The organism is Noviherbaspirillum autotrophicum, assembly GCF_000818395.1.
Lineage (GTDB): Bacteria > Pseudomonadota > Gammaproteobacteria > Burkholderiales > Burkholderiaceae_D > Noviherbaspirillum > Noviherbaspirillum autotrophicum.
Genome location: NZ_JWJG01000028.1, coordinates 3,461,873 through 3,482,588, shown reverse-complemented (window position 1 = coordinate 3,482,588; position 20,716 = coordinate 3,461,873). Strand labels below are relative to the sequence as shown.

20 protein-coding genes are annotated in these 20,716 nt (G+C 60.2%); all 20 read left to right on the top strand.

Annotated elements, in window-relative coordinates; genetic code table 11:
- The first annotated feature begins 288 nt into the window (after positions 1–288).
- The 20 genes from flhD to TSA66_RS17350 all read left to right on the top strand — a co-directional run bounded on the left by flhD (position 289) and on the right by TSA66_RS17350 (position 20,716).
- Positions 289–606 carry a flagellar transcriptional regulator FlhD gene (flhD, locus tag TSA66_RS17445; protein ID WP_040040865.1) on the top strand — a complete coding sequence of 106 codons (318 nt, stop codon included), beginning with the start codon at positions 289–291 and terminating at the stop codon, positions 604–606.
- Between the two features lie 52 nt (positions 607–658).
- The gene (gene flhC, locus TSA66_RS17440; protein ID WP_040042714.1) at positions 659–1,219 is read left to right on the top strand and encodes a flagellar transcriptional regulator FlhC; all 561 of its coding nucleotides are present in this window, start codon (positions 659–661) and stop codon (positions 1,217–1,219) included.
- A gap of 45 nt (positions 1,220–1,264) precedes the next feature.
- Positions 1,265–2,032 (top strand): class I SAM-dependent methyltransferase, encoded by a 768-nt coding sequence (locus TSA66_RS17435; RefSeq protein WP_040040864.1) that lies wholly within the window; start codon positions 1,265–1,267, stop codon positions 2,030–2,032.
- A 192-nt stretch (positions 2,033–2,224) separates the two neighbouring features.
- On the top strand, positions 2,225–3,085 hold the full coding sequence (gene motA, locus TSA66_RS17430; protein WP_040040863.1) for a flagellar motor stator protein MotA: 861 nt from the start codon (positions 2,225–2,227) through the stop codon (positions 3,083–3,085).
- Between the two features lie 38 nt (positions 3,086–3,123).
- Complete coding sequence (gene motB / locus TSA66_RS17425; RefSeq protein ID WP_040040862.1) at positions 3,124–4,068, top strand: flagellar motor protein MotB; 945 nt, start codon at positions 3,124–3,126, stop codon at positions 4,066–4,068.
- Positions 4,069–4,119: 51 nt separating this feature from the next.
- Positions 4,120–4,665, top strand: coding sequence for a hypothetical protein (locus tag TSA66_RS17420; protein ID WP_040040861.1), 546 nt, complete (start codon positions 4,120–4,122; stop codon positions 4,663–4,665).
- 65 nt (positions 4,666–4,730) lie between these two features.
- Positions 4,731–5,096 (top strand): response regulator, encoded by a 366-nt coding sequence (locus TSA66_RS17415; RefSeq protein WP_040040860.1) that lies wholly within the window; start codon positions 4,731–4,733, stop codon positions 5,094–5,096.
- A gap of 55 nt (positions 5,097–5,151) precedes the next feature.
- Positions 5,152–7,344 carry a chemotaxis protein CheA gene (gene cheA / locus TSA66_RS17410; protein WP_040040859.1) on the top strand — a complete coding sequence of 731 codons (2,193 nt, stop codon included), beginning with the start codon at positions 5,152–5,154 and terminating at the stop codon, positions 7,342–7,344.
- 16 nt (positions 7,345–7,360) lie between these two features.
- The gene (locus tag TSA66_RS17405) at positions 7,361–7,870 is read left to right on the top strand and encodes a chemotaxis protein CheW (protein ID WP_408639508.1); all 510 of its coding nucleotides are present in this window, start codon (positions 7,361–7,363) and stop codon (positions 7,868–7,870) included.
- Between the two features lie 116 nt (positions 7,871–7,986).
- A complete protein-coding gene (locus TSA66_RS17400) occupies positions 7,987–9,705 on the top strand; it encodes a methyl-accepting chemotaxis protein (protein WP_040040857.1) in 1,719 nt (572 codons plus the stop codon).
- A 221-nt stretch (positions 9,706–9,926) separates the two neighbouring features.
- Positions 9,927–10,820, top strand: a complete 894-nt coding sequence (locus tag TSA66_RS17395; protein ID WP_040040856.1) for a CheR family methyltransferase — start codon at positions 9,927–9,929, stop codon at positions 10,818–10,820.
- Positions 10,817–11,428 (top strand): chemoreceptor glutamine deamidase CheD, encoded by a 612-nt coding sequence (gene cheD, locus TSA66_RS17390; RefSeq protein ID WP_040040855.1) that lies wholly within the window; start codon positions 10,817–10,819, stop codon positions 11,426–11,428. Before TSA66_RS17395 ends, cheD begins: the two co-directional genes overlap by 4 nt.
- Positions 11,429–11,470: 42 nt before the next feature.
- Complete coding sequence (locus TSA66_RS17385; RefSeq protein ID WP_040040854.1) at positions 11,471–12,547, top strand: protein-glutamate methylesterase/protein-glutamine glutaminase; 1,077 nt, start codon at positions 11,471–11,473, stop codon at positions 12,545–12,547.
- A 228-nt stretch (positions 12,548–12,775) separates the two neighbouring features.
- Entirely contained in the window at positions 12,776–13,174 is a 399-nt protein-coding gene (gene cheY, locus TSA66_RS17380; protein WP_040040853.1) for a chemotaxis response regulator CheY, read from the top strand.
- Position 13,175: 1 nt separating this feature from the next.
- Positions 13,176–13,841, top strand: coding sequence for a protein phosphatase CheZ (gene cheZ, locus TSA66_RS17375; protein WP_040040852.1), 666 nt, complete (start codon positions 13,176–13,178; stop codon positions 13,839–13,841).
- 65 nt (positions 13,842–13,906) lie between these two features.
- Positions 13,907–15,109, top strand: a complete 1,203-nt coding sequence (locus tag TSA66_RS17370) for an EAL and HDOD domain-containing protein (RefSeq protein WP_040040851.1) — start codon at positions 13,907–13,909, stop codon at positions 15,107–15,109.
- Between the two features lie 154 nt (positions 15,110–15,263).
- Positions 15,264–16,436 (top strand): flagellar biosynthesis protein FlhB, encoded by a 1,173-nt coding sequence (flhB, locus tag TSA66_RS17365; RefSeq protein WP_040040850.1) that lies wholly within the window; start codon positions 15,264–15,266, stop codon positions 16,434–16,436.
- Positions 16,433–18,517: a flagellar biosynthesis protein FlhA gene (gene flhA, locus TSA66_RS17360; protein ID WP_040040849.1), complete on the top strand. Its 2,085-nt coding sequence runs from the start codon at positions 16,433–16,435 to the stop codon at positions 18,515–18,517. Before flhB ends, flhA begins: the two co-directional genes overlap by 4 nt.
- A complete protein-coding gene (gene flhF, locus TSA66_RS17355; protein ID WP_040040848.1) occupies positions 18,514–19,890 on the top strand; it encodes a flagellar biosynthesis protein FlhF in 1,377 nt (458 codons plus the stop codon). The genes flhA and flhF overlap by 4 nt, the downstream gene beginning before the upstream one ends.
- Complete coding sequence (locus TSA66_RS17350) at positions 19,883–20,716, top strand: MinD/ParA family ATP-binding protein (RefSeq protein ID WP_040040847.1); 834 nt, start codon at positions 19,883–19,885, stop codon at positions 20,714–20,716. Before flhF ends, TSA66_RS17350 begins: the two co-directional genes overlap by 8 nt.

The following is a 20,716-nucleotide window of genomic DNA, read 5'->3' as shown; positions in this document are numbered from 1 at the left end:
CGGCAGGCGGGGTGCCGCCTGTAATGTCCTGCTTGGCCTGCTTCCCGGTTCAGCTTGATTGCAGCGAGTGACGCCTGAATTCGCGCTGTAAAGCCATTATCCATGCGGCTTTACCCGGGTTTCGCCTGGCTCGGATTGTCAATCGATTTGCGCATTGTGTAAGACAAATCCCTACGTGGTGCGCAATAGGTTCTCCCACGGAAAATACCGAAGACTACCTATTTCCGTCTGGCAATCCTACAAGCAGAATGCTCTTCACCAGCGTCTGCTGGATTGGAGAGATGGGAAATGAACACGAATGACATGATTGCCGAGATTCGTGAGGCGAATCTGAGTTACTTGATGCTCGCCCAGCAAATGATTCGCGCCGATAAGGCAACCGCGATTTTCCGTCTTGGTATTAGCAGCGAAATTGCGGATTTGCTCGAAGGGCTCAGCAATGCGCAAATCCTGAAACTTGCCGGCACCAATATGATGCTGGCACGCTTCCGCTTCGACGACGGCCACATTCTCGGCATGTTAACCAACTACAACAAGGATCGCGAACTGGCTCATTCGCATGCTGCCATCCTGATGGCGCGGCAACCAGTTGAACAAATTTCCTAAAAAATAATATGCAGTGCGGGCCGGGATGGCGCGCATCAATACGAGGTTGAGTATGGCGAAAAAAAGTGTGGTGACAGAAGCGCAGGAAATCCAGCTCGCGATTGAACTGATCAATCTCGGCGCACGCCTGCAGCTGCTGGAGTCGGAAACCACGCTGTCGCGTGAGCGGCTGCTGAAGCTGTACAAGGAGCTCAAGGGAGTGTCGCCGCCGAAGGGGATGCTGCCGTTTTCCACTGACTGGTTCATTACCTGGCTGCCGAACATCCATTCTTCCCTGTTCATCAACATTCACAGGTATCTCGTGGAGCATGCTGGCGTGACCGGGATCGAGGCGGTCATGAAAGCGTACAAGCTTTACCTGGAGCAGGTGGAGCCGGACCCAAGCGGCGAGCCGGTGCTGTCGCTGACGCGGGCCTGGACTCTGGTGCGCTTTTTCGAAAGCAAGATGCTGTCAACGGCTTGTTGCAGCAAGTGCGCAGGCGAGTTCGTCGTGCATAAGCTCGACTTGCACAACCACTATGTGTGCGGCCTGTGCCATATGCCTTCGCGCGCCGGGAAAACCAAGAAAGCCAAAGAGGATGCCGCTTCCGCCGCAGCGGAATTGCTGGCGTAGCGCACCCGGCCGCATTATCGAACCAACCATGATGGGCTCCATCCGATGAGCCGCAAAACGATTCTGCGCGCCCCTGCAATGCGGGCGGCATCGATCCAGATTTTGGCATTCGCATTCGTGCTGGCGCTTGCTGCCGTCGCGCCGCTGCTGTCGGGCCGTCAGGTGACGGTCGCCGTTGCCGCGCTGCTGCAGGGAGTGATTGCGGCGTTGCTTTCGCGCATGTTCCGCCTTGCTCCCTGGTGGCTCGCCATCCAGGCGGCCTTCCCATTGGCGCTGGTCGCGATGCTGGCGCTGCAGCTTCCGCCGGCTATTTTCCTTGCCGTGTTCGTCGCGCTGCTTGCGCTGTACTGGAGCACGTTCCGCACACAGGTTCCGTTTTATCCATCCAATCCGGCCGCCTGGAAGACGGTTGCCGCCTTGCTGCCGCCAGGCCGGCCAGTCCAGTTCGCCGATATTGGCAGCGGCTTGGGTGGCCTGGTCCTGCATCTTGCGCGCACCCGGCCCGACAGCGTATTCACGGGAATCGAGATCGCGCCATTGCCATGGCTGATCAGCGCGCTGCGCGCCAAAGTATCGCCAACTGGCGCGCGCTTTGTGCGTGGCGACTATGAACGCGTCGATTTCTCACAATACGACGTCGTATTTGCCTATTTATCGCCGGCGGCCATGCCGGCGCTATGGCGCAAGGCGCGCGCTGAAATGCGCTCCGGGGCGCTGTTGCTGAGCTACGAGTTTGCAATACCGGGTGTGGCGTCGCATCTGACGATGGCGCCGACCGAGGGTGGGCCGCTTCTATGTGGCTGGCATATGTAGTAAGGCAGGTCGATAAAATTGTGGGCGGTGCGCCGTCAAGTTTTCTGCGTGCGCGCCGTAATTAAAGTGAAAGCCGTCTTTCAGGTATCTGTTCGAGCATTTGCCTGAGCGGACTAGTTGTTATTCTGACGAGTACAGGTAAAAAATCCGGCTGCGGTCTGCAGTCCATCAATTGAGAGCGGAGCATCACCCTTGTTAGTCATTCTCGGATATCTCATCGTGACGGGCGCCGTGTTCGGCGGCTTTGCGCTCGCGGGCGGGCATCTTGCTGCGCTTGTTCAGCCAGTCGAGCTGCTCATGATCGGCGGCGCGGCGGCGGGTGCGTTTTTCGTTGGGAACAACGGGAAGGCGATCAAGGCCACGCTCAAGGCACTGCCTACCACCCTGAAAGGCTCGAAGTACACCAAAGCGCTTTACATGGAGCTGATGACGCTGCTGTTCGAATTGCTGAGCAAGGTACGCAAGGAAGGCTTGATGTCGATCGAAGGCGATATCGATGCGCCGGAGGAAAGCCCGATCTTCAGCAAATATCCAGGCATTCTGCACGACCACCACGTGATCGAGTTCTTGACCGACTATCTGCGCCTGATGGTGTCAGGGAACATGGATGCGTTCCAGATCGAGAACCTGATGGATAACGAGATCCAGACGCACCATGCCGAAGGCGAAGTGCCGGTGCATGCGGTCGCCAAGCTGGGGGACGCAATGCCGGCGTTCGGTATCGTGGCTGCGGTGATGGGCGTGGTGCACACCATGGAGTCGGTCGGCCTGCCTCCGGCCGAGCTCGGCATCCTGATTGCGCACGCGCTGGTCGGTACCTTCCTGGGCATTTTGCTGGCATACGGTTTCATCGGCCCGCTGTCGACCTTGCTGGAGCAGAAGCTGCACGAATCGTCGAAGATGCTCGAGTGCGTCAAGGTGACGCTGTTGGCTAGCCTGAACGGCTATGCGCCCGCGCTGGCCGTCGAATTCGGGCGCAAGGTACTGTTCTCCACCGAGCGGCCTTCGTTCACCGAGCTGGAAGAGCACATCAAGCAATCCAAATCGAAGTAAGCACAGCCAAAACAAGTCAACACAACGCGGAAGTCGATATGGCAGACGAAGGGCTACGGCCAGTCATCGTAAAAAAGGTGAACAAGACCAGCGGCGGCCATCATGGCGGCGCATGGAAGATCGCCTATGCCGACTTCGTCACGGCGATGATGGCGTTCTTTTTGCTGATGTGGTTGCTTGGCTCGACCACCAAGGGCGACCTGCAGGGGATCGCCGAGTACTTCAAGACGCCGCTCAAGGTAGCCATGGCCGGCGGCTCGGGCAGCGGCGACAGCTCCAGCGTGATCCAGGGTGGCGGCCGCGACCTGACGCGCAAGGTGGGGCAGGTCACGAAGAGCGACCTGGATCCGGGGCCGAAGCGACTGTACACCTCGAAGAGCGATACCGCAGCGGTACAGGCCGAAATGGCGCGTGCAGAACTCAATCGCCTGAAAGCGCTCAAGCAGAAAATCGAAGCCGCGATCGACGCCCGGCCGGCACTCAAGCAGTTCAAGAATCAGCTGCTGCTCGATATCACGACGGAAGGCTTGCGCATCCAGATCGTCGACGAGCAGAATAGACCCATGTTCGCCCTGGCCAAGGCCGAGCTGCAGCCCTACACCAAAGATATCCTGTTCGAGATCGGGCGAGCGCTCAACGATGTGCCGAACCGGATCAGCCTGTCCGGCCATACCGATGCCACGCCGTATGCGAGCGGTGAAAAGGGCTACAGCAACTGGGAACTGTCGGCCGACCGCGCCAATGCATCGCGCCGCGCGCTCATTGCCGGCGGTATGGACGAAGCCAAGGTGCTGCGCGTGGTCGGATTGTCGTCGGCGGTGTTGTTCGACAAGGCCGATCCGTTCAATCCGATCAACAGGCGCATCAGCATCATTGTGATGAATAAAAAGGCGGAAGAATCCGCATCGAAGGATGGCGGGTCGGTGGAAGTCACTAACGAGGCGCAGGCCCGGCAGGAAGTGGTCGGCGCAGCGGCTCAGTGAGCAAACTCGGCCCGTGATCGAGTCAACGAGAGGGTGGGACAGGATAATTTCATGACAAGAGAAAAAATGTTGGGGTCTCAGGTAAAGCACCTGTTATCCAACTTGTCGGATCATGGGACGCAACACCTGACGGAAGTCGAGACTGACCTGGTGCAGACCAGCATTCTGCTGGGCGAAGCCATCAGCAAGCTTGGCGCCAGCTTCATGGCAATTCACGAAGCCGTCACAGCGCAGCAAGAGATGATCGACCTGCTGCTGTCCGGTACCAAACCCACCCCCGAGATTGCGGAAAAGCTCAAGGCCAAGCAGGGCGAGATCAGCCAGCACGTGAATGCGGCGGTCACCGGGCTGCAGTTTCAGGATATGACGAGTCAATTGATCGGCCGCACCGTAACACGCGTGATCGGCTTGCGCGAGGTGTTGAGTGGGGTCGGTTCCGGCAGTTCCGGCATATCGGAAAACTCCGGCGAAGAGATTGTCGCGACACTGAAAGGCATCAACACGGTGCTGGAAGAACAGAGCGTCAAGCTGGAAAGCGCGTTGTGGAAGGCGGTTTGCCAGACTCACATGGAAAGCGGCGACGTCGAGTTGTTTTAACCGGAATCAAAAATCAGGAAAACGGGCTGCAGGCCCGGAAAACGGAAATAGCGGGAGTTAGAAAGATGGCAAAAACGATATTGGCGGTGGACGACTCGGGCTCGCTACGGCAAATGGTGGTGTTCAGCCTGAGGGCCGCTGGCTACCAGGTCACGGAGGCCGTGGATGGACAGGACGGCCTGGACAAGGCCCGCACGCAGGTGTTCGACCTGGTCCTGACCGACCAGAACATGCCGCGCATGGATGGCCTGACCCTGATCCGTTCGCTGCGCGGGCTGCCGACGTACCAGAAGGTGCCGATCCTGATGCTGACCACGGAGTCGAGCGACGAGATGAAGTCGAAAGGCCGTGCCGCCGGCGCCAACGGATGGCTGGTCAAGCCGTTCGATCCGCAGCGCCTGACGGAAGTGGTCAAGAAGGTCATCGGATAGCACAGGCAAGACGCGAAAAACCATCATAAGAAACATGTAGAGCGTAGAGGGTGTTATGACCATCGATATGAGTCAGTTCTTCCAGGTGTTCTTTGACGAAACCGAGGAACTTCTCGCCGAAATGGAAAAGCTGCTGCTGGCGATCGACGTAGCGTCGCCCGACCCGGAGGATCTCAACGCCATCTTCCGGGCTGCGCATTCCATCAAGGGCGGTGCCGGCACTTTCGGCCTGACCGACCTGATCGATGTGACGCACGTCCTGGAATCTTTGCTCGACAAGATCCGCAAGGGAGAAATGGCGCTGTCGGCGGAACATGTCGACGCGTTCCTGGTCGCCAAGGACGTGCTCAAGATGCAGCTGGACGGCCATCGACTGCAGACGCCGGTCGATCAGGAAGCGGTTGCCGATGCGCGGATGATGCTGCTGTCGCTGTCCCAGGGAGAGGTGGCGAAGGCGGCTCCGACCGCGTCGATCGAGCTGGCGCCGAAAGCGGAAGCCGCGCCCGTCGTGGCCGCGGATGGCCTACGCCAGTTCCGGATCGAGCTGCCGCCCGCATCGGAGCGCGACGTCGAGGCGCTGATGGCAGAGCTGGGTCTGCTGGGGCAGATCAGCAAGGCACTTCTGGACGACGGCCGCGTCGTGTTCACGCTGGCCGGTCATGCGAGTGCCGACGATATCGTCGCGATCTGCTCGTTTATCCTGGACCCGAAGGACCTGAAGATTTCCGAGCAAGAGATGCCGCGCGTGATGACGGCCGCCGAATTGAAGGCGGCGCAGGAAGAGGCGCAGGGATACGGTTTTTTCGAGCCGCTGGAGCCGACCTCCGAACAGCTGGCTGCCGAGAAGTCGGCGCAGGAAGAACGGCAGGGCTACGGATTTTTCGACGGATTCGAGACGCCGGTGATGAAGGAAGCCCGCGAGGCGAAAGAAGCCGCGGCCAAGGCAACGCCGCAGGATGTGACTGCGGTAGCGTCGGCGCATGGGCATGACGCGGCAAGCAATGCGGCGGCGGAGAAGAAGGCAACCCCTAGGATCGCTGACAAGAATGCCCACAATTCGGAATCGACGTCGATCCGGGTCGGGATTGAAAAAGTGGATCAGCTGATCAACCTGGTCGGCGAACTGGTCATCACCCAAGCCATGATCGAGCAGCGTACCGGTTCGCTCGACCCGATGATTCACGAACGCCTGCTCAACAGCGTCAGCCAGCTCACCCGCAATACGCGCGACTTGCAGGAAGCCGTGATGTCGATTCGCATGATGCCGATGGATTATGTGTTTTCTCGTTTTCCACGCATGGTGCGCGACCTGGCGACCAAGCTCGGCAAGCGCATCGAATTCGTCACGCACGGCGCGGCAACCGAACTCGACAAGGGATTGATCGAGCGCATTGTGGACCCGCTGACACACCTGGTGCGCAACAGCATCGATCACGGCATCGAAATGCCGGACGTGCGTCTGGCTGCAGGCAAGAGCGAAATGGGCAAGCTGTCGCTATCTGCGGCGCATCAGGGCGGCAACATCATCATCGAAGTCACCGACGACGGCGGCGGACTGAACCGCGAAAAAATTCTGGCCAAGGCGAAGGAAAAGGGACTGGCCGTATCGGATTCCATGTCCGACTCCGACGTCTGGCAATTGATTTTTGCGCCAGGCTTTTCAACCGCCGAAGTGGTCACGGATGTGTCCGGGCGCGGTGTCGGCATGGACGTCGTCAAGCGCAACATCACCGCGATGGGCGGCGTGGTCGACATCCGTTCGGCCAAGGGTTTCGGCACAACGATATCGATCTCCCTGCCGCTCACGCTGGCAATCCTCGATGGCATGTCGATCAAGGTGGGCGAGGAAATCTACATTCTGCCACTGGGCTATGTGGTCGAATCGCTGCAGCCCGATCCATCCGATGTCAAGGAAATCACCGGCCAAGGGCGCGTGATCAAGGTGCGCGGCGAGTACCTGCCGCTGATCCCCCTGTACCAGATGTTCGGCATCGAGCCGCGCTTCACCGACCCGTCGCAAGGCATCGTCGTCATCCTCGAGTCAGACGGAAAGAAGGCGGCACTGTTCATCGACGACCTCGTGGGGCAGCAACAGGTGGTCGTGAAAAACCTGGAATCGAATTACCGCAAGGTCGCCGGCATTTCCGGTGCCACGATTCTGGGCGACGGCGGCGTCGCCCTGATTATTGACGTCGCTGCGCTATTGCGTTCGAGCCGGCAGCTCAGCGACGAATCCATTTATTCCTGATAAGGACAACGACATGATGCAAGCAGCGCAAATCAATACTTCGGCACCCGGCGAAAAATCCGATCGTGACGTCGCCGGCCAGGAATTTCTCGCCTTCACCCTGGGCAAGGAAGAGTATGGAATCGACATTCTGAAGGTGCAGGAAATCCGCGGCTACGAAACTGTCACGCGCATTGCCAACGCACCCGAATTCATCAAGGGCGTGGTGAACCTGCGCGGCATTATCGTGCCGATCGTCGACATGCGCATCAAGTTCAACCTCGGCACGCCGACCTACGACCAGTTCACCGTGGTGATCATCCTCAACATCGGCGGGCGCGTGGTCGGCATGGTGGTCGACAGCGTCTCTGACGTGATCACCCTCTCGCCGGAGCAGATCAAGCCGGCGCCGGAAATGGGCACGGCGCTCAATACCGATTACCTGATCGGCCTGGGCACCGTCGATCAGCGCATGCTGATTCTGGTCGATATCGACCAGCTCATGTCGAGCGCCGAGATGGGACTGATCGACAAGCTCGCTGCATAAGAACATCCACGCCATAAAAGCAGCGGAAACACGCTGCGGCGATAACAACGATTAGCAGCGCTGCAGGGAATGCCGGCATGTGCCGGCGATCTGACTGCGGCGGGAGGAGGAGACAAATGTTCAGAAATCTGACGATTAAGTCGCGCCTGGTTTTCGTAATTGGTTTCTTGTCGATGCTGCTTGTGAGCGGCGGCATTATCGGCCTGACCAGCCTGCATTCCGCCAATGCCTCGCTCAAGACGATGTACGAGACGCGGCTAGTGCCAATGGGTAAGCTCGATTTTGTCGCGCGCGCCATCGATAGCGATCGCATGGCGATTGCGGAGACGATGAACGGCGATCCGATCGTCGTCGTCAAGAAGATGGAAGAGGCCGAAAAGCGTATCGTCGAAATAGACAAGACGTGGGAATCCTATCTGTCCGGGCCGTTGACTGCCGATGAGAGAAAGCTTGCCGACAGATTCAACGAGAACTACAAGAAGTTCATCGCCGAAGGGCTGCGCCCGGCCATCAATGCGCAGCGTTCCAACAACGTGCAAATGACGATGGAAGTCATGCAGGGGCCGATGGCGCAGTACTACGCCCCCATGCAGGTGAGCTTTGACGAACTCGTCAGGCTGCAGCAGAACGTGGCGAAAAGCGAGTTCGAGCATAGTCAGAGCGTTTACTTCACTGTGCGCGCCATGTCGATTGCGGCCATCCTGTTTGGGCTGGCGATGGCTGGGTTCGTCGGGATGTGGTTGATCCGCGCAATTTCGGCTCCCCTGAATGAAGCGGTGCGCGTTGCCAAGAGCGTTGCGGCGGGTGATCTCACTCAGCGGATCGAAGTGCGCTCATCGGATGAGACCGGGCAATTGCTGCAGGCGCTGAAAGACATGACTGACAGCCTGGTTCATACCATTGGCCAAGTGCGGCAGGGCACCGAAACGATCAATGTGGCTTCGCGCGAGATCGCCACCGGCAATGCGGACCTGTCGGCGCGCACCGAGTCGCAGGCCAGTTCGCTGGAAGAGACGGCGTCGTCGATGGAAGAACTGACTTCGACCGTGCGCCAGAACGCGGAAAACGCACGCCAGGCCAACCAGCTGGTGGTGTCGGCCTCCGACTACGCGCTCAAGGGCGGCCGGGTGGTGGGGCAGGTGGTCGAAACGATGGGCTCGATCAAGGAAAGCTCGCGCAAGATCGTCGATATCATCGGCGTCATCGACGGCATCGCGTTCCAGACCAACATCCTGGCGCTGAATGCGGCGGTGGAAGCGGCGCGTGCGGGAGAGCAGGGACGCGGCTTCGCGGTCGTGGCGGCCGAGGTGCGCAACCTGGCGCAGCGTTCGGCGGGGGCGGCCAAGGAAATCAAGTCGCTGATCGGGGACTCGGTGGAAAAGGTCGACGCGGGCGGCAAGCTGGTTGACGAGGCGGGCAAGACCATGGACGAGATCGTCACGTCGGTCAAGCATGTGGCCGACATCATGAGTGAAATCGCGGCGGCGAGCGCCGAGCAGAGCAACGGCATTGAAGAAGTCAATCGCGCCATCAGCCAGATGGATGAAATGACGCAGCAGAATGCGGCGCTGGTGGAAGAAGCGGCGGCTGCGGCGGAAAGCATGCAGAGCCAGGCGGCGACGCTGGCGCAGGCGGTATCGGTGTTCAAGCTGAAGGACGGCGCCCAGTCGCTGGCCCTGGCTCCAGCGCGCAGCGCAAGCGCGCCTTCGCGCCCGGCGACGCCGGCAAAGATTCCGGCCCGCTCCGGTGTCTCGGCCGGTGGTACCGCGTTGCCGCCGGCTGCCAGGCCGAAAGCCGCACCGGCGGGCAGCGGGGACGACTGGGAAGAGTTTTGAATCCGACGCGCGTTAGCCACGATGCAAGCAGGTGAAAAAGGCGTGCTTGAACAGGCACGCCTTTTTCCTAACAGGCAGGGTAATGGGGTTCTTTTCTTTTGATGATGTCATGATCAGGAGAATCATAATTCCAGGCATGGCACGATCTGGACAGGGAAGCGACGACGGACGCCATCGAGGTGTCCGCGGGCAGTGCGAAACAGGGGAAGTAGTTCGGCGTGATGAATTCAGTGAGACCAAACAAATCGGATGCCATCAAGGAGTTCGAGTTCACCGCTCGCGACTTCGAACGAGTCAGGGGCCTGATTTATAAACGGGCCGGTATCGCGCTCGCTGAGAGCAAGCAGGAGATGGTGTATAGCCGGCTGGCCCGGCGCTTGCGCGCCACCGGCATCCGCTCCTTTCAGGCTTATCTCGACACGCTGGAGAGCAAGGGCGACGATAGCGAGTGGGAAGCGTTCACCAATGCGCTCACCACCAACCTGACCAGTTTTTTCCGCGAAGCTCATCACTTTCCGATTCTTGCGGATCATGTGCGCAACAGGAAAGAGCCGATCTCGATCTGGTGCTGCGCCAGCTCTACCGGCGAAGAGCCTTATTCGATCGCGATGACGCTGTGCGAAGCGCTGGGTACGCTCACGCCGCAGGCGCATATCGTGGCCACCGATATCGACACCAACGTGCTCAACACGGCTTCCAGCGGCATCTATGCGCTCGACCGACTGGACAAGATGCAGCCCGAACGCGCCAAGCGCTTCTTCCTCAAGGGGAAGGGGCAGCAGGAAGGGCTGGTGCGAGTGCGGCCGGAACTGCGCGAAATGGTGACATTCAAGCAATTGAATCTGCTGGCCGACAGCTGGCCGATTTCGGGGCAGTTCGATGCGATCTTCTGCCGCAATGTGATGATCTATTTCGACAAGCCCACGCAAAGCAAAATCCTGTCGCGCTTTGTGCCGTTGATGAAGCCGGATGCGCTGCTGTTTGCAGGGCACTCCGAAAATTTTCTGTATGTATCCGATGCGTTCAAGCTGCGCGGCAAAACCGTGTACGAGTTGGACCCGCATCGCGCGGCCGGGCGCCCGGCGCCGCCGCGCCGGCTTGAGAAAGAATTATGAGCTACGCAGTCGAAGAACATTTTGCGACGAACGTCTATTACGACCGGACATTTGACTGTGACGCGGCGAAGATTTTGCCGGGCGAGTATTACTTCACCTGCAAGGACATGATGATCGTCACCGTGCTCGGGTCGTGCGTGTCGGCGTGCATCCGTGACCGCGTTACTGGCATCGGCGGGATGAATCACTTCATGCTGCCGGATGGCGGCGGGGACGCGGATAGCCCGGTGTCGGCATCGATGCGGTACGGCACCTATGCAATGGAAATATTGATCAACGATCTGCTAAAGGCCGGCGCGCGCAGGGAAAACTTGGAAGCCAAGGTGTTCGGAGGAGGCAACGTGCTGCGCGGCTTCATCGCGATTAATGTGGGCGAGCGGAATGCCCAGTTCGTGCGCGACTATCTGCGCGCCGAGAATATCCGCATCGTGGCCGAAGACCTCAACGATATCTACCCGCGCAAGGTATATTTTTTCCCGCGCAGCGGTAAAGTGCTGGTCAAGAAACTCAAGCAACTGAATAACAATACATTGGTAAATCGGGAACAGGATTATGCAAGCCGTCTGCAAACGACGCCGGTATCTGGCGACGTCGAACTGTTCGGCTAAGCCGGCAGTGGCTCGGAAAGCAAGTCCCGGAAGGTACGTATCATGAAAACGAAAGTGTTGATTGTCGACGACTCGGCTCTGATCCGCAGCGTCATGAAGGAAATCATCGGCAGCCAGCCGGATATGGAAGTGGTCGGCGTTGCTCCCGATCCGATCGTCGCGCGCGACCTGATCAAGCAGACCAATCCCGACGTGCTGACGCTCGATGTGGAAATGCCGCGCATGGACGGGCTGGACTTTCTCGAAAAGCTCATGCGCTTGCGCCCGATGCCGGTGGTGATGGTGTCCTCGCTGACGGAGCGCGGATCGGAAATCACCCTGCGTGCGCTGGAGTTGGGCGCGGTCGACTTCGTGACCAAGCCAAAGCTGTCGATCCAGAGCGGCATGCTCGAATATACCGAGCTGATCGCCGACAAGATCAGGGCGGCGGCAAAGGCGCGCGTCAAGCCACGCGCCATCGTTCATGCCGATACGAACAAGGAAGCGGGAACGGAGCTGCCGATGATCCGCAATCCGCTCACTAGTAGCGAGAAGCTCATCATCATCGGCGCATCTACCGGCGGCACGGAAGCGATCAAGGAATTCCTGATGCAGATGCCGTCCGACTGCCCGGGCATACTGATTACGCAGCATATGCCTGAAGGATTTACCCGTTCGTTTGCGCGACGGCTGGACAGTCTGTGCAAGATCACGGTGCAGGAAGCCGCCGGCGGCGAGCGCGTCCTGCCTGGTCATGCATTCATCGCGCCTGGTCATTCGCATCTCCTGCTGGCACGCAGCGGCGCGAACTATGTGACGCAGCTCGACCAGGGCCCGCCGGTCAACCGCCATCGCCCCTCGGTCGACGTACTGTTCTCTTCGGCCGCACGCTGTGCCGGCAAGAATGCGGTAGGCGTAATTTTGACCGGCATGGGCAAGGACGGCGCGGCAGGCATGCTCGAGATGAAAAACGCGGGCGCCTATAATTTCGCGCAGGACGAGGCGTCGTGCGTCGTGTTCGGCATGCCGCGCGAGGCGATCGCGGTCGGTGCCGCGCACGAGATCGGCGCGCTTAATGCATTGCCGCGGATGGTGCTGGATTATCTGGCGACCCACAGCAGCCGCGCCCTGCGGGTGTGACGGCGGCTTGTAAAGATGGCAGGAGAGCCTTGGTCAGGCAGGCGCAGGCAGCGCAACGAAGCCGCGCATTTTCTTCGGAAGATGACTGCTGCCGCCGATGCCAAGGTGCATAATAGAGCAAGGTTTTAGAGCAAGTTTTATTTATACTTGAACTCTGCCAGCCGTTCGCATTCAAGGTTGATTGTTCGGCAGGCTCGATAACGCGTTAAAGAAATATTGGAGTGATTCATGGCTGACCCGAAAACGAAATTCTTGGTTGTCGACGATTTCTCGACGATGCGTCGTATCGTTCGCAATCTGCTCAAAGAATTGGGGTATTCAAACGTGGACGAAGCGGAAGACGGTGCCATGGCGCTCGCGAAACTGCGCAGCGAGCAGTTCGATTTTGTCATCACCGACTGGAACATGCCTGTGATGGATGGCCTGACGATGCTGCAGAATATCCGCGCTGATGCCGCGCTTGCCAAGATTCCGGTGCTGATGGTGACCGCCGAGGCCAAGAAGGAAAACATCATCGCGGCGGCGCAAGCCGGTGCCAACGGCTACGTCGTGAAACCATTTACCGCCGCCACGCTCGACGAAAAGCTCTCGAAAATTTTTGAGAAGCTGGCAGCGGCGGGAGGCTGACATGGTTCATCCGCGCCAGCAGGCCGCAGGCGACCTTACCATGCCGCCGGCCGCCGCGGGCACGCAGGAAGAGGTGCTTGCCCGCATCGGCCAGATGACGCGTGCGCTGCACCAGAACCTGCGTGCGCTTGGCTTCGACAAGCTCATCGAGAAAGCCGCGCATGAGATGCCGACGGCCAGGGATCGCCTGAGCTATGTCGCAAAGATGACTGAACAGGCGGCGCAGCGCGTGCTCAACGCGACCGACGTTGCCACTCCGCTGCAGGAGGGCATGGATGCCGGTGCCGGGCAGCTGGCGGCGGCATGGCAGGAACTGTTGCAAAGCCCCGATGCGGATGAGCGCTATCGCGCCATGGCCGCGCAGACCCTCGACTTCCTGGGGCAGGTGAGGAGCGATGCCGGCAACACCAAGCAGCAACTGCTGACCATCATGATGGCGCAGGACTTCCAGGACCTGACCGGGCAGGTGATCAAGAAGGTGACCGAACTTGCTCATGGCCTCGAACAGCAACTGGTCCAGCTCCTGATCGATTACGCACCGCCGGAATTGCGACGCGATGCCGGCTCAGGATTGCTGAACGGCCCGCAGATCAACCCAGAGGGCAACCCCGACGTCGTTGCCGGTCAGGAGCAGGTCGACGACTTGCTGGACAGTTTGGGATTTTGACCGGCTGGCTGCATTGCTGCGGCTTGCTGTTGTTCCGGCCGCGCATAAAGGTGTTTTAGAAAGTCATGCAAGAAGATAAATTCATTGTAAGGGAGCCGCTTCTCAATCCTCAGGAGCGGGTCCTCGGCTACGAGCTTGGCTGGCAGCGCACGAATGATTCGAACGAGGAGGAAGCGCGCGCGCTGGTCGATTTTGTTGCTGGTCACATCAGCGAAATGGAGTCCGGAACGCTCCTCGGCGATCATTTGCTGTTTCTGGCGGCGCCTGCCGCCTTGCTGAAGGCGAACGCATTTTCTGGCTTGCCAAAGAAACGTACCGTACTGGCTGTGCGCGCGTCGCAGCTGGCGGATGGCGACGCTGTAACAGCGCTCAAGACCTGCGGTGCGCAGGGCTATTGCATTTCACTGCGCGAAGCCAATCCGGCAACGATCGACAAGAGCCTCCTGTCTTTTTTATCGCATGTCGAAATATCGGCTGCGGCAAGCGATTTCGCTGAACAGGTAAGGCAGTGGCGCGCGCTTGACTTGCCTGCGGTGCAGCTTGTCGCGCGCGATCTTGGTGACTGGGCGCAGTTCGATCTGTGCGCTTCCATGGGGTTGCAGTCGTTTGCCGGCACGATGCAATTGTCGCCACGCGAAGGCAGCCGCCCCAAGGAACTTAATCCGGCGCAGACTATGATCCTGCAACTGATGGACATGGTTAAAAAAGGCGCAGACGTCCGGCAGCTCGAAAGCGTGCTGAAGCACGATGCCGCCATTTCCTACAAACTGCTACGCTATATTAATTCCGCAGGATTCGGGCTGGGCTGCGAGATCCAATCCCTCAAGCATGCGGTGACGTTGCTGGGTTATTCCCCGCTGTACCGCTGGCTGGCGCTGCTGATGGCGACTGCCACCACCACCGGTTATTCCCCGGTGCTGATGCAGACGGCTGTTATCCGGGGGCGCTTCGCCGAACTGCTCGGTCAGGGCTTCCTGCCCAAGGGGGAGGCGGAAAACCTGTTTGTGGTCGGGATGTTTTCCTTGCTCGACCGCCTGCTGGGCGTTCCGATGGAAGAAGTGTTGGAAAAAGTTCAACTTTCCGACGCCGTATCGGAAGCCCTGCTCAGTAGGGAGGGCATTTATGGTCCATTCATCGCGCTGGCCGAGGCGTGCGAATCGCCGGCCTCGGATATCGAATCGATGGCCGGCGCGTTGTGCATCAGCGCGCTACAGGTGAATCAGTCGCATTTGTCCGCGCTGGCCTGGGCGCAAAGCCTGCACCTCTAATCCTTCATGCCATCGAAGCCTCTCGCTGCGCCGAAAAGCGAGGGGTTTTCACACCTGTTCCTCCGATAGGCTGGCAGCCTTCTGCCCAATAATCGTGCCTGATGGTCCCTCAGTGCGTCATTCTGGCGCCGGGCGGACTTGACAGGAGTCGGTGATGGCCGAAGACAGCGATCTCGAAAAGACAGAACCAGCGTCGCCCCGGCGACTAGAACAGGCACGCGAGGAAGGCGATGTACCGCGCTCGCGCGAGCTTGCCACGTGCACGGTTCTGCTCGCCGCGGGCGTCGGCTTCTGGATGTTGGGCGACGGCCTCGTTGCCCGGATCAATCACATGCTCGTATCGAGCCTGTCATTCGAGCGCGAACAGGCCTTCGACTTCAACCTGCTCGTCACGCGTCTGGGCGCGGATATTTTCGATCTGCTGGTGGGGTTTGCCCCCTTTGCCGCCTTGCTGATGATTGTCGCGGTCATTTCCCCGCTGCTGATCGGCGGTTGGCTGTTCAGCGGCAAGGCGCTGCAACCGAACTTCGGGCGACTCAATCCCATGAAGGGCTTGAGCAACCTCGTTTCCGCGCAATCCGGAGTGGAATTGCTGAAGTCGATCGTCAAGACGCTCGTGGTCGGCACGGTTTCCTGGCTGGTCATCTCGAGCCAGATCGAGTCGGTGCTGGCGCTGACGATGGATCCGCCGAAGACGGGAGGGCCGCACCTTGCCCATCTGATGCTGACCGGCTTTCTGACGATCGTCGGCAGCCTGGTGTTTATCGCGGCGATCGATGTGCCGTACCAGCTTTGGCATTACGCCAACAAGCTGAAAATGACGCGCGAAGAAGTGCGCCAGGAAGCGAAGGAGTCGGATGGCGATCCGCATATCAAGGCCAAGATCCGCCAGATGCAACGCGAGATGGCCAAGCGTCGCATGATGGCCGAAGTACCGACCGCCGACGTCGTGGTGACCAACCCGACCCACTATGCCGTGGCGCTGAAATACACCGACGGCAAGATGCGCGCGCCCAAGGTTGTCGCCAAGGGTTCCGACGAGGTTGCGGCCAAGATTCGCGAACTCGCCGCCGAGCACAACGTACCGTTGCTGGAAGCGCCGCCGCTGGCGCGTGCGCTGTACACCCATACCGACCTGGGCGACGAGATTCCGGAGGGGTTGTACACGGCGGTGGCCGAGGTGCTGGCCTATGTATTCCAGCTGCGCGCGTACAAGACGAATGGCGGCGTACGGCCTGACGTGCCGGATGACCTGGATGTTCCTGCGCAGCTTGATCCGCTCAATCCGGCCGCGCAAAAGAAAACAGATAATGGGTTGATGCAATGAACAGCCTGAGACTGCCGGCCTGGCTTTCCGGGCCATCGAGCAAGGCGCTTGCGGCGCCGATTCTCATCATCATGATCCTGGTGATGATGATCTTGCCGCTGCCGGCATTTGTCCTCGATATCTTCTTCAGCTTCAATATCGCGCTGTCGATCATCGTGCTGCTGACCAGCCTGTACACGGTCAGGCCGCTTGACTTCATGGCGTTCCCGATGGTGCTCCTGGTGAGTACCATGCTTCGCCTGTCGCTCAACGTCGCCTCCACCCGCGTGGTGCTGACCGAGGGGCATGCGGGACCGGATGCCGCGGGCAAGGTGATCGAGGCGTTCGGACACTTCTTGATCGGCGGGAATTTTGCGGTCGGCATTGTCGTATTCGTCATCCTCACTATCATCAACTTTGTCGTCGTGACCAAGGGCGCCGGCCGTATCGCCGAAGTCGGCGCGCGCTTTGCCCTGGACGCCATGCCCGGCAAGCAGATGGCGATCGACGCTGACCTCAATGCCGGCATGATCGGCGAGCAGGAGGCGCGCCGCCGCCGTACCGAGGTAGGCCAGGAAGCAGAATTCTATGGCGCGATGGACGGTGCCAGTAAGTACGTGCGCGGCGACGCGGTCGCCGGCATCATGGTCACCATCATCAATATCGTCGGCGGCCTGGTGGTCGGCATGGTGCAGCACGACCTGGACTTTTCCCAGGCGCTGAAGAATTACACGCTGCTGGCAATCGGCGACGGCCTGGTGGCACAGATTCCCTCCCTGATCATTTCGCTCGCCGCCGGTGCCGTCGTGTCGCGCGTGGCCAGCGAACAGGATATCGGCGGCCAATTGATGGGCCAGCTGTTCGGCAAGCCGCAAGTCCTGTACATCACGGCCGGCATCATCGGCGGCATGGGCATCATCCCGGGAATGCCTCATCTGGCCTTCCTGCTGCTGGCCGCCGCACTCGGCGGCGCAGGCCATGCAATGAGCCAGCGCGCCCGCAAGGTCGAAACCCAACTGCCCGAACCGGCTGCTGCGGTCGCTCCTCCTGAAGTGGAAGAGGCGACTTGGCAGGATATCGTCCCGGTCGACACGCTCGGGCTGGAAGTCGGCTACCGCCTCATTCCGCAGGTCGACAAGGCACAGGGCGGTGAACTGCTGCGGCGGATCAAGGGCATTCGGAAAAAGTTTGCGCAGGAAGTCGGTTTCCTGCCGCCGTCCGTGCATATCCGTGACAACTTGGAGCTGCGGCCCTCGGCCTATCGCATTACCTTGAAAGGCGTGGAAGTCGGCAGCGGCGAGTCGCATATTGGCCAGTTCCTGGCGATTAATCCTGGCATGGTGAGCGGAACCTTGCCGGGTGCGGCGACCACTGATCCGGCATTCGGCCTGCCCGCGGTCTGGATCGACAACGGCATGCGCGAACAGGCACAGGCAATGGGCTATACCGTTGTGGATGCGGGCACCGTCATCGCGACCCATCTCAATCACGTGATCACCATGCATGCAGCTGACCTGCTTGGTCGTCAGGAAGTGCAGCAATTGCTGGATCATCTGGGCAAGGAGTCGCCGAAGCTGGTCGAAGACCTGGTGCCCAAGCTGCTGCCGCTGGCTACCCTGCAGAAGGTGCTGCAGAACCTGTTGTCGGAAGGCGTGCATATCCGCGATATGCGCACCATTATCGAGACGCTCGCCGAGCATGCGCCGCATAGTCAGGATGCAACGGATCTGACATCAATGGTGCGTATCGCGCTGGGCCGTGCTATCGTCCAGCAGATTTTCCCGGCGACCAATGAACTGTCGGTGATGGCACTCGACAGCAAGCTTGAGCGATTACTGATGCAGGCCATGCAGTCGAGCGGTCCTGACGGCGGCGGCATGGAGCCGGGCCTGGCAGACGCCCTGGTGGCGCAGACCGAGCAGGCGGCACGCCAGCAGGAACAGATGGGGCTGACGCCGGTGCTGCTGGTGCCGGCGCCGCTGCGTGCATCGCTGTCGCGCTTCCTGCGCCGGGCGCTGCCGCAATTGAAGGTTCTCTCGCACGCGGAACTTCCTGATTCAAAGACTATTAGAGTTACCAGCCTAGTTGGAGGGCAAGCATGAACGTCAAAAAATTCCTTGCAAGTACTTCGCGTGAGGCCTGGCGCCTCGTCCGCGAAGCGCTTGGACCGGATGCAGTGATCCTGTCCAATCGCACGGTCGACGGCAAGGTCGAAATTCTGGCGTTACCGATGGAAGACATGTCTTCGCTTGCGGAACCGGCTGTGGAGAGAAAGCCCATATCGGAGTCCACGCTGGCGGCGTTTTCCGGTCCGAAGTACCGTGCCGAGAGCGCGCCGCCGCAGCCCGCCGCTCCCAGGCCAGCCGCAGTCCGTCCCCCAACTCAGGCTCCGGTGCAGGCGCAAGCTGAACCTGCAACGCCGCGAATGCCCGCTGCCGCCGCGGAAGCGGCGCCTGCGCCGATCAAGGATTCGGCTGCCATCGAACTGGCCGAAGTCATGAGCGAGATCCGCACCGAAGTCATGGGCGAGATCCGTTCGATGCGCGGCATGTTGGAAGAGCAGTTGGCGGAAATCGCCTGGAGCGGTCAGCAGCACCGGGCGCCGCACAAGACCATGGCCTTGCGCGAGATGCTGTCGGCAGGATTTTCCGCCAGCCTGTCGCGCCTGCTGGCCGAGAAGCTGCCAGCGTCGGAAAAGCCGGAAGAGGCGATGAACTGGATCAGGATGGTATTGGGCCGCAACCTGCCGGTGATGGACAACGAACGCGACCTGCTGGAAAAAGGCGGCGTGTATGCGCTGGTCGGCCCGACTGGTGTCGGCAAGACCACGACTACCGCCAAGCTGGCGGCGCGCTGCGTAATGAAGCACGGCGCCGGGCAGCTGGCCCTGATCACGACCGACGGCTATCGTATCGGCGCCTACGAACAGTTGCGCATTTACGGCAAGATCCTTGGCGTGATGGTCCATTCGGTGAAGGATGAAACCGATCTGCGTATCGCCCTCGACGAGCTCAAGAACAAGCACATCGTGTTGATCGACACGGTCGGTGTCGGCCAGCGCGACAAGATGGTGGCAGAGCAGGTCGCGATGCTGCAGGGCGCGGGCACCGAGGTCAAGCGCCTGCTGTGCCTTTCGGCGATCGCCACCGGCGAGACGCTCAACGAAGTGGTGCGCTCCTATCTCGGCGGCGGACTGGCTGGCTGTATCGTCACCAAGCTCGACGAGGCGGCGACCATCGGCAATGTGCTGGATGTGGTGATTCGCCAGAAGTTGAAGGTGTATTACGTGGCGAACGGGCAGCGCGTGCCGGAAGACTTGCACGTGGTCAATCGCAACTACCTCGTCGACCGCGCATTCAAGCTCAAGCGCGAGACGGCGGCATTTCAACTCAAGGACGAGGAGCTGCCGCTTGTCGTCGCAAATTCTGCGCGCGGCATGAACGACAAGGCCCTGCGCGAGGTGAAAGTTGGCTAATTTCGATCAGGCCGAAGGGCTGCGGCGCATGCTCGCCGGAGCCAGGACGCGGATTTATACCTTCCTGTCGGCGACTTCGGGCGAGGAAAAGGGTGCGATGCTGGTCAATCTGGCAGCTTCGCTCGCGCAAACCGGCAGCGACGTGCTGGTGCTCGATGCCTGCACGTCATCGGAAGGTGTCTCCGCGCGGCTGCAGGCGAATGGCGCGACGCTTCAGCAGGTGGCGGCGCAGGAGCGCGCGCTGGATGAGGTGGTGCAGTCGGTGCCGGAAGGCTTTGGCGTGGCTGCACTCATGCGCGGCAGCCAGCGCGCGGCAATCCGCGAGCCGAAGCAGGTGCAGCGCCTGTCGAATGTCTTCGATATGGTGGCGGCACAGGCGGATATCGTGGTGGTGGACGCGGAGCTGGGCAGCGATGACAGCTTTCCGCTGCCGGCTCTGGCCAATGGCGAGATCGTGGTGCAGGTGTCGACCAGCCCGGAATCGATCACTTCGGCATATGCCATCATCAAGCGCCTTAATAACCAGTTGGGACGGCGTCCCTGCGGCGTGCTGGTGACCGGTGCCTCGGAAAAGGAAGCGCAGGTGGTGTACCAGAACATGGCGCAGGCCGCCAACCGCTATCTCGCCGTCAAGCTCTGTTCGATGGGCTCGGTGCCGGCCGACGAGCACTTGTCGCGCGCGGCGCGCCTGCGGCGCTCCGTGGTCGATGCCTTTCCTCTCGCCGGTGCGTCTGTGGCGTTCCGGCGCCTGGCCGGGAAGTTCGCGCCGTCGGAGGTCGCCATCGGAGAGCTGCATGATTTATCTGCCAGCGGCGCCAATTTCTGA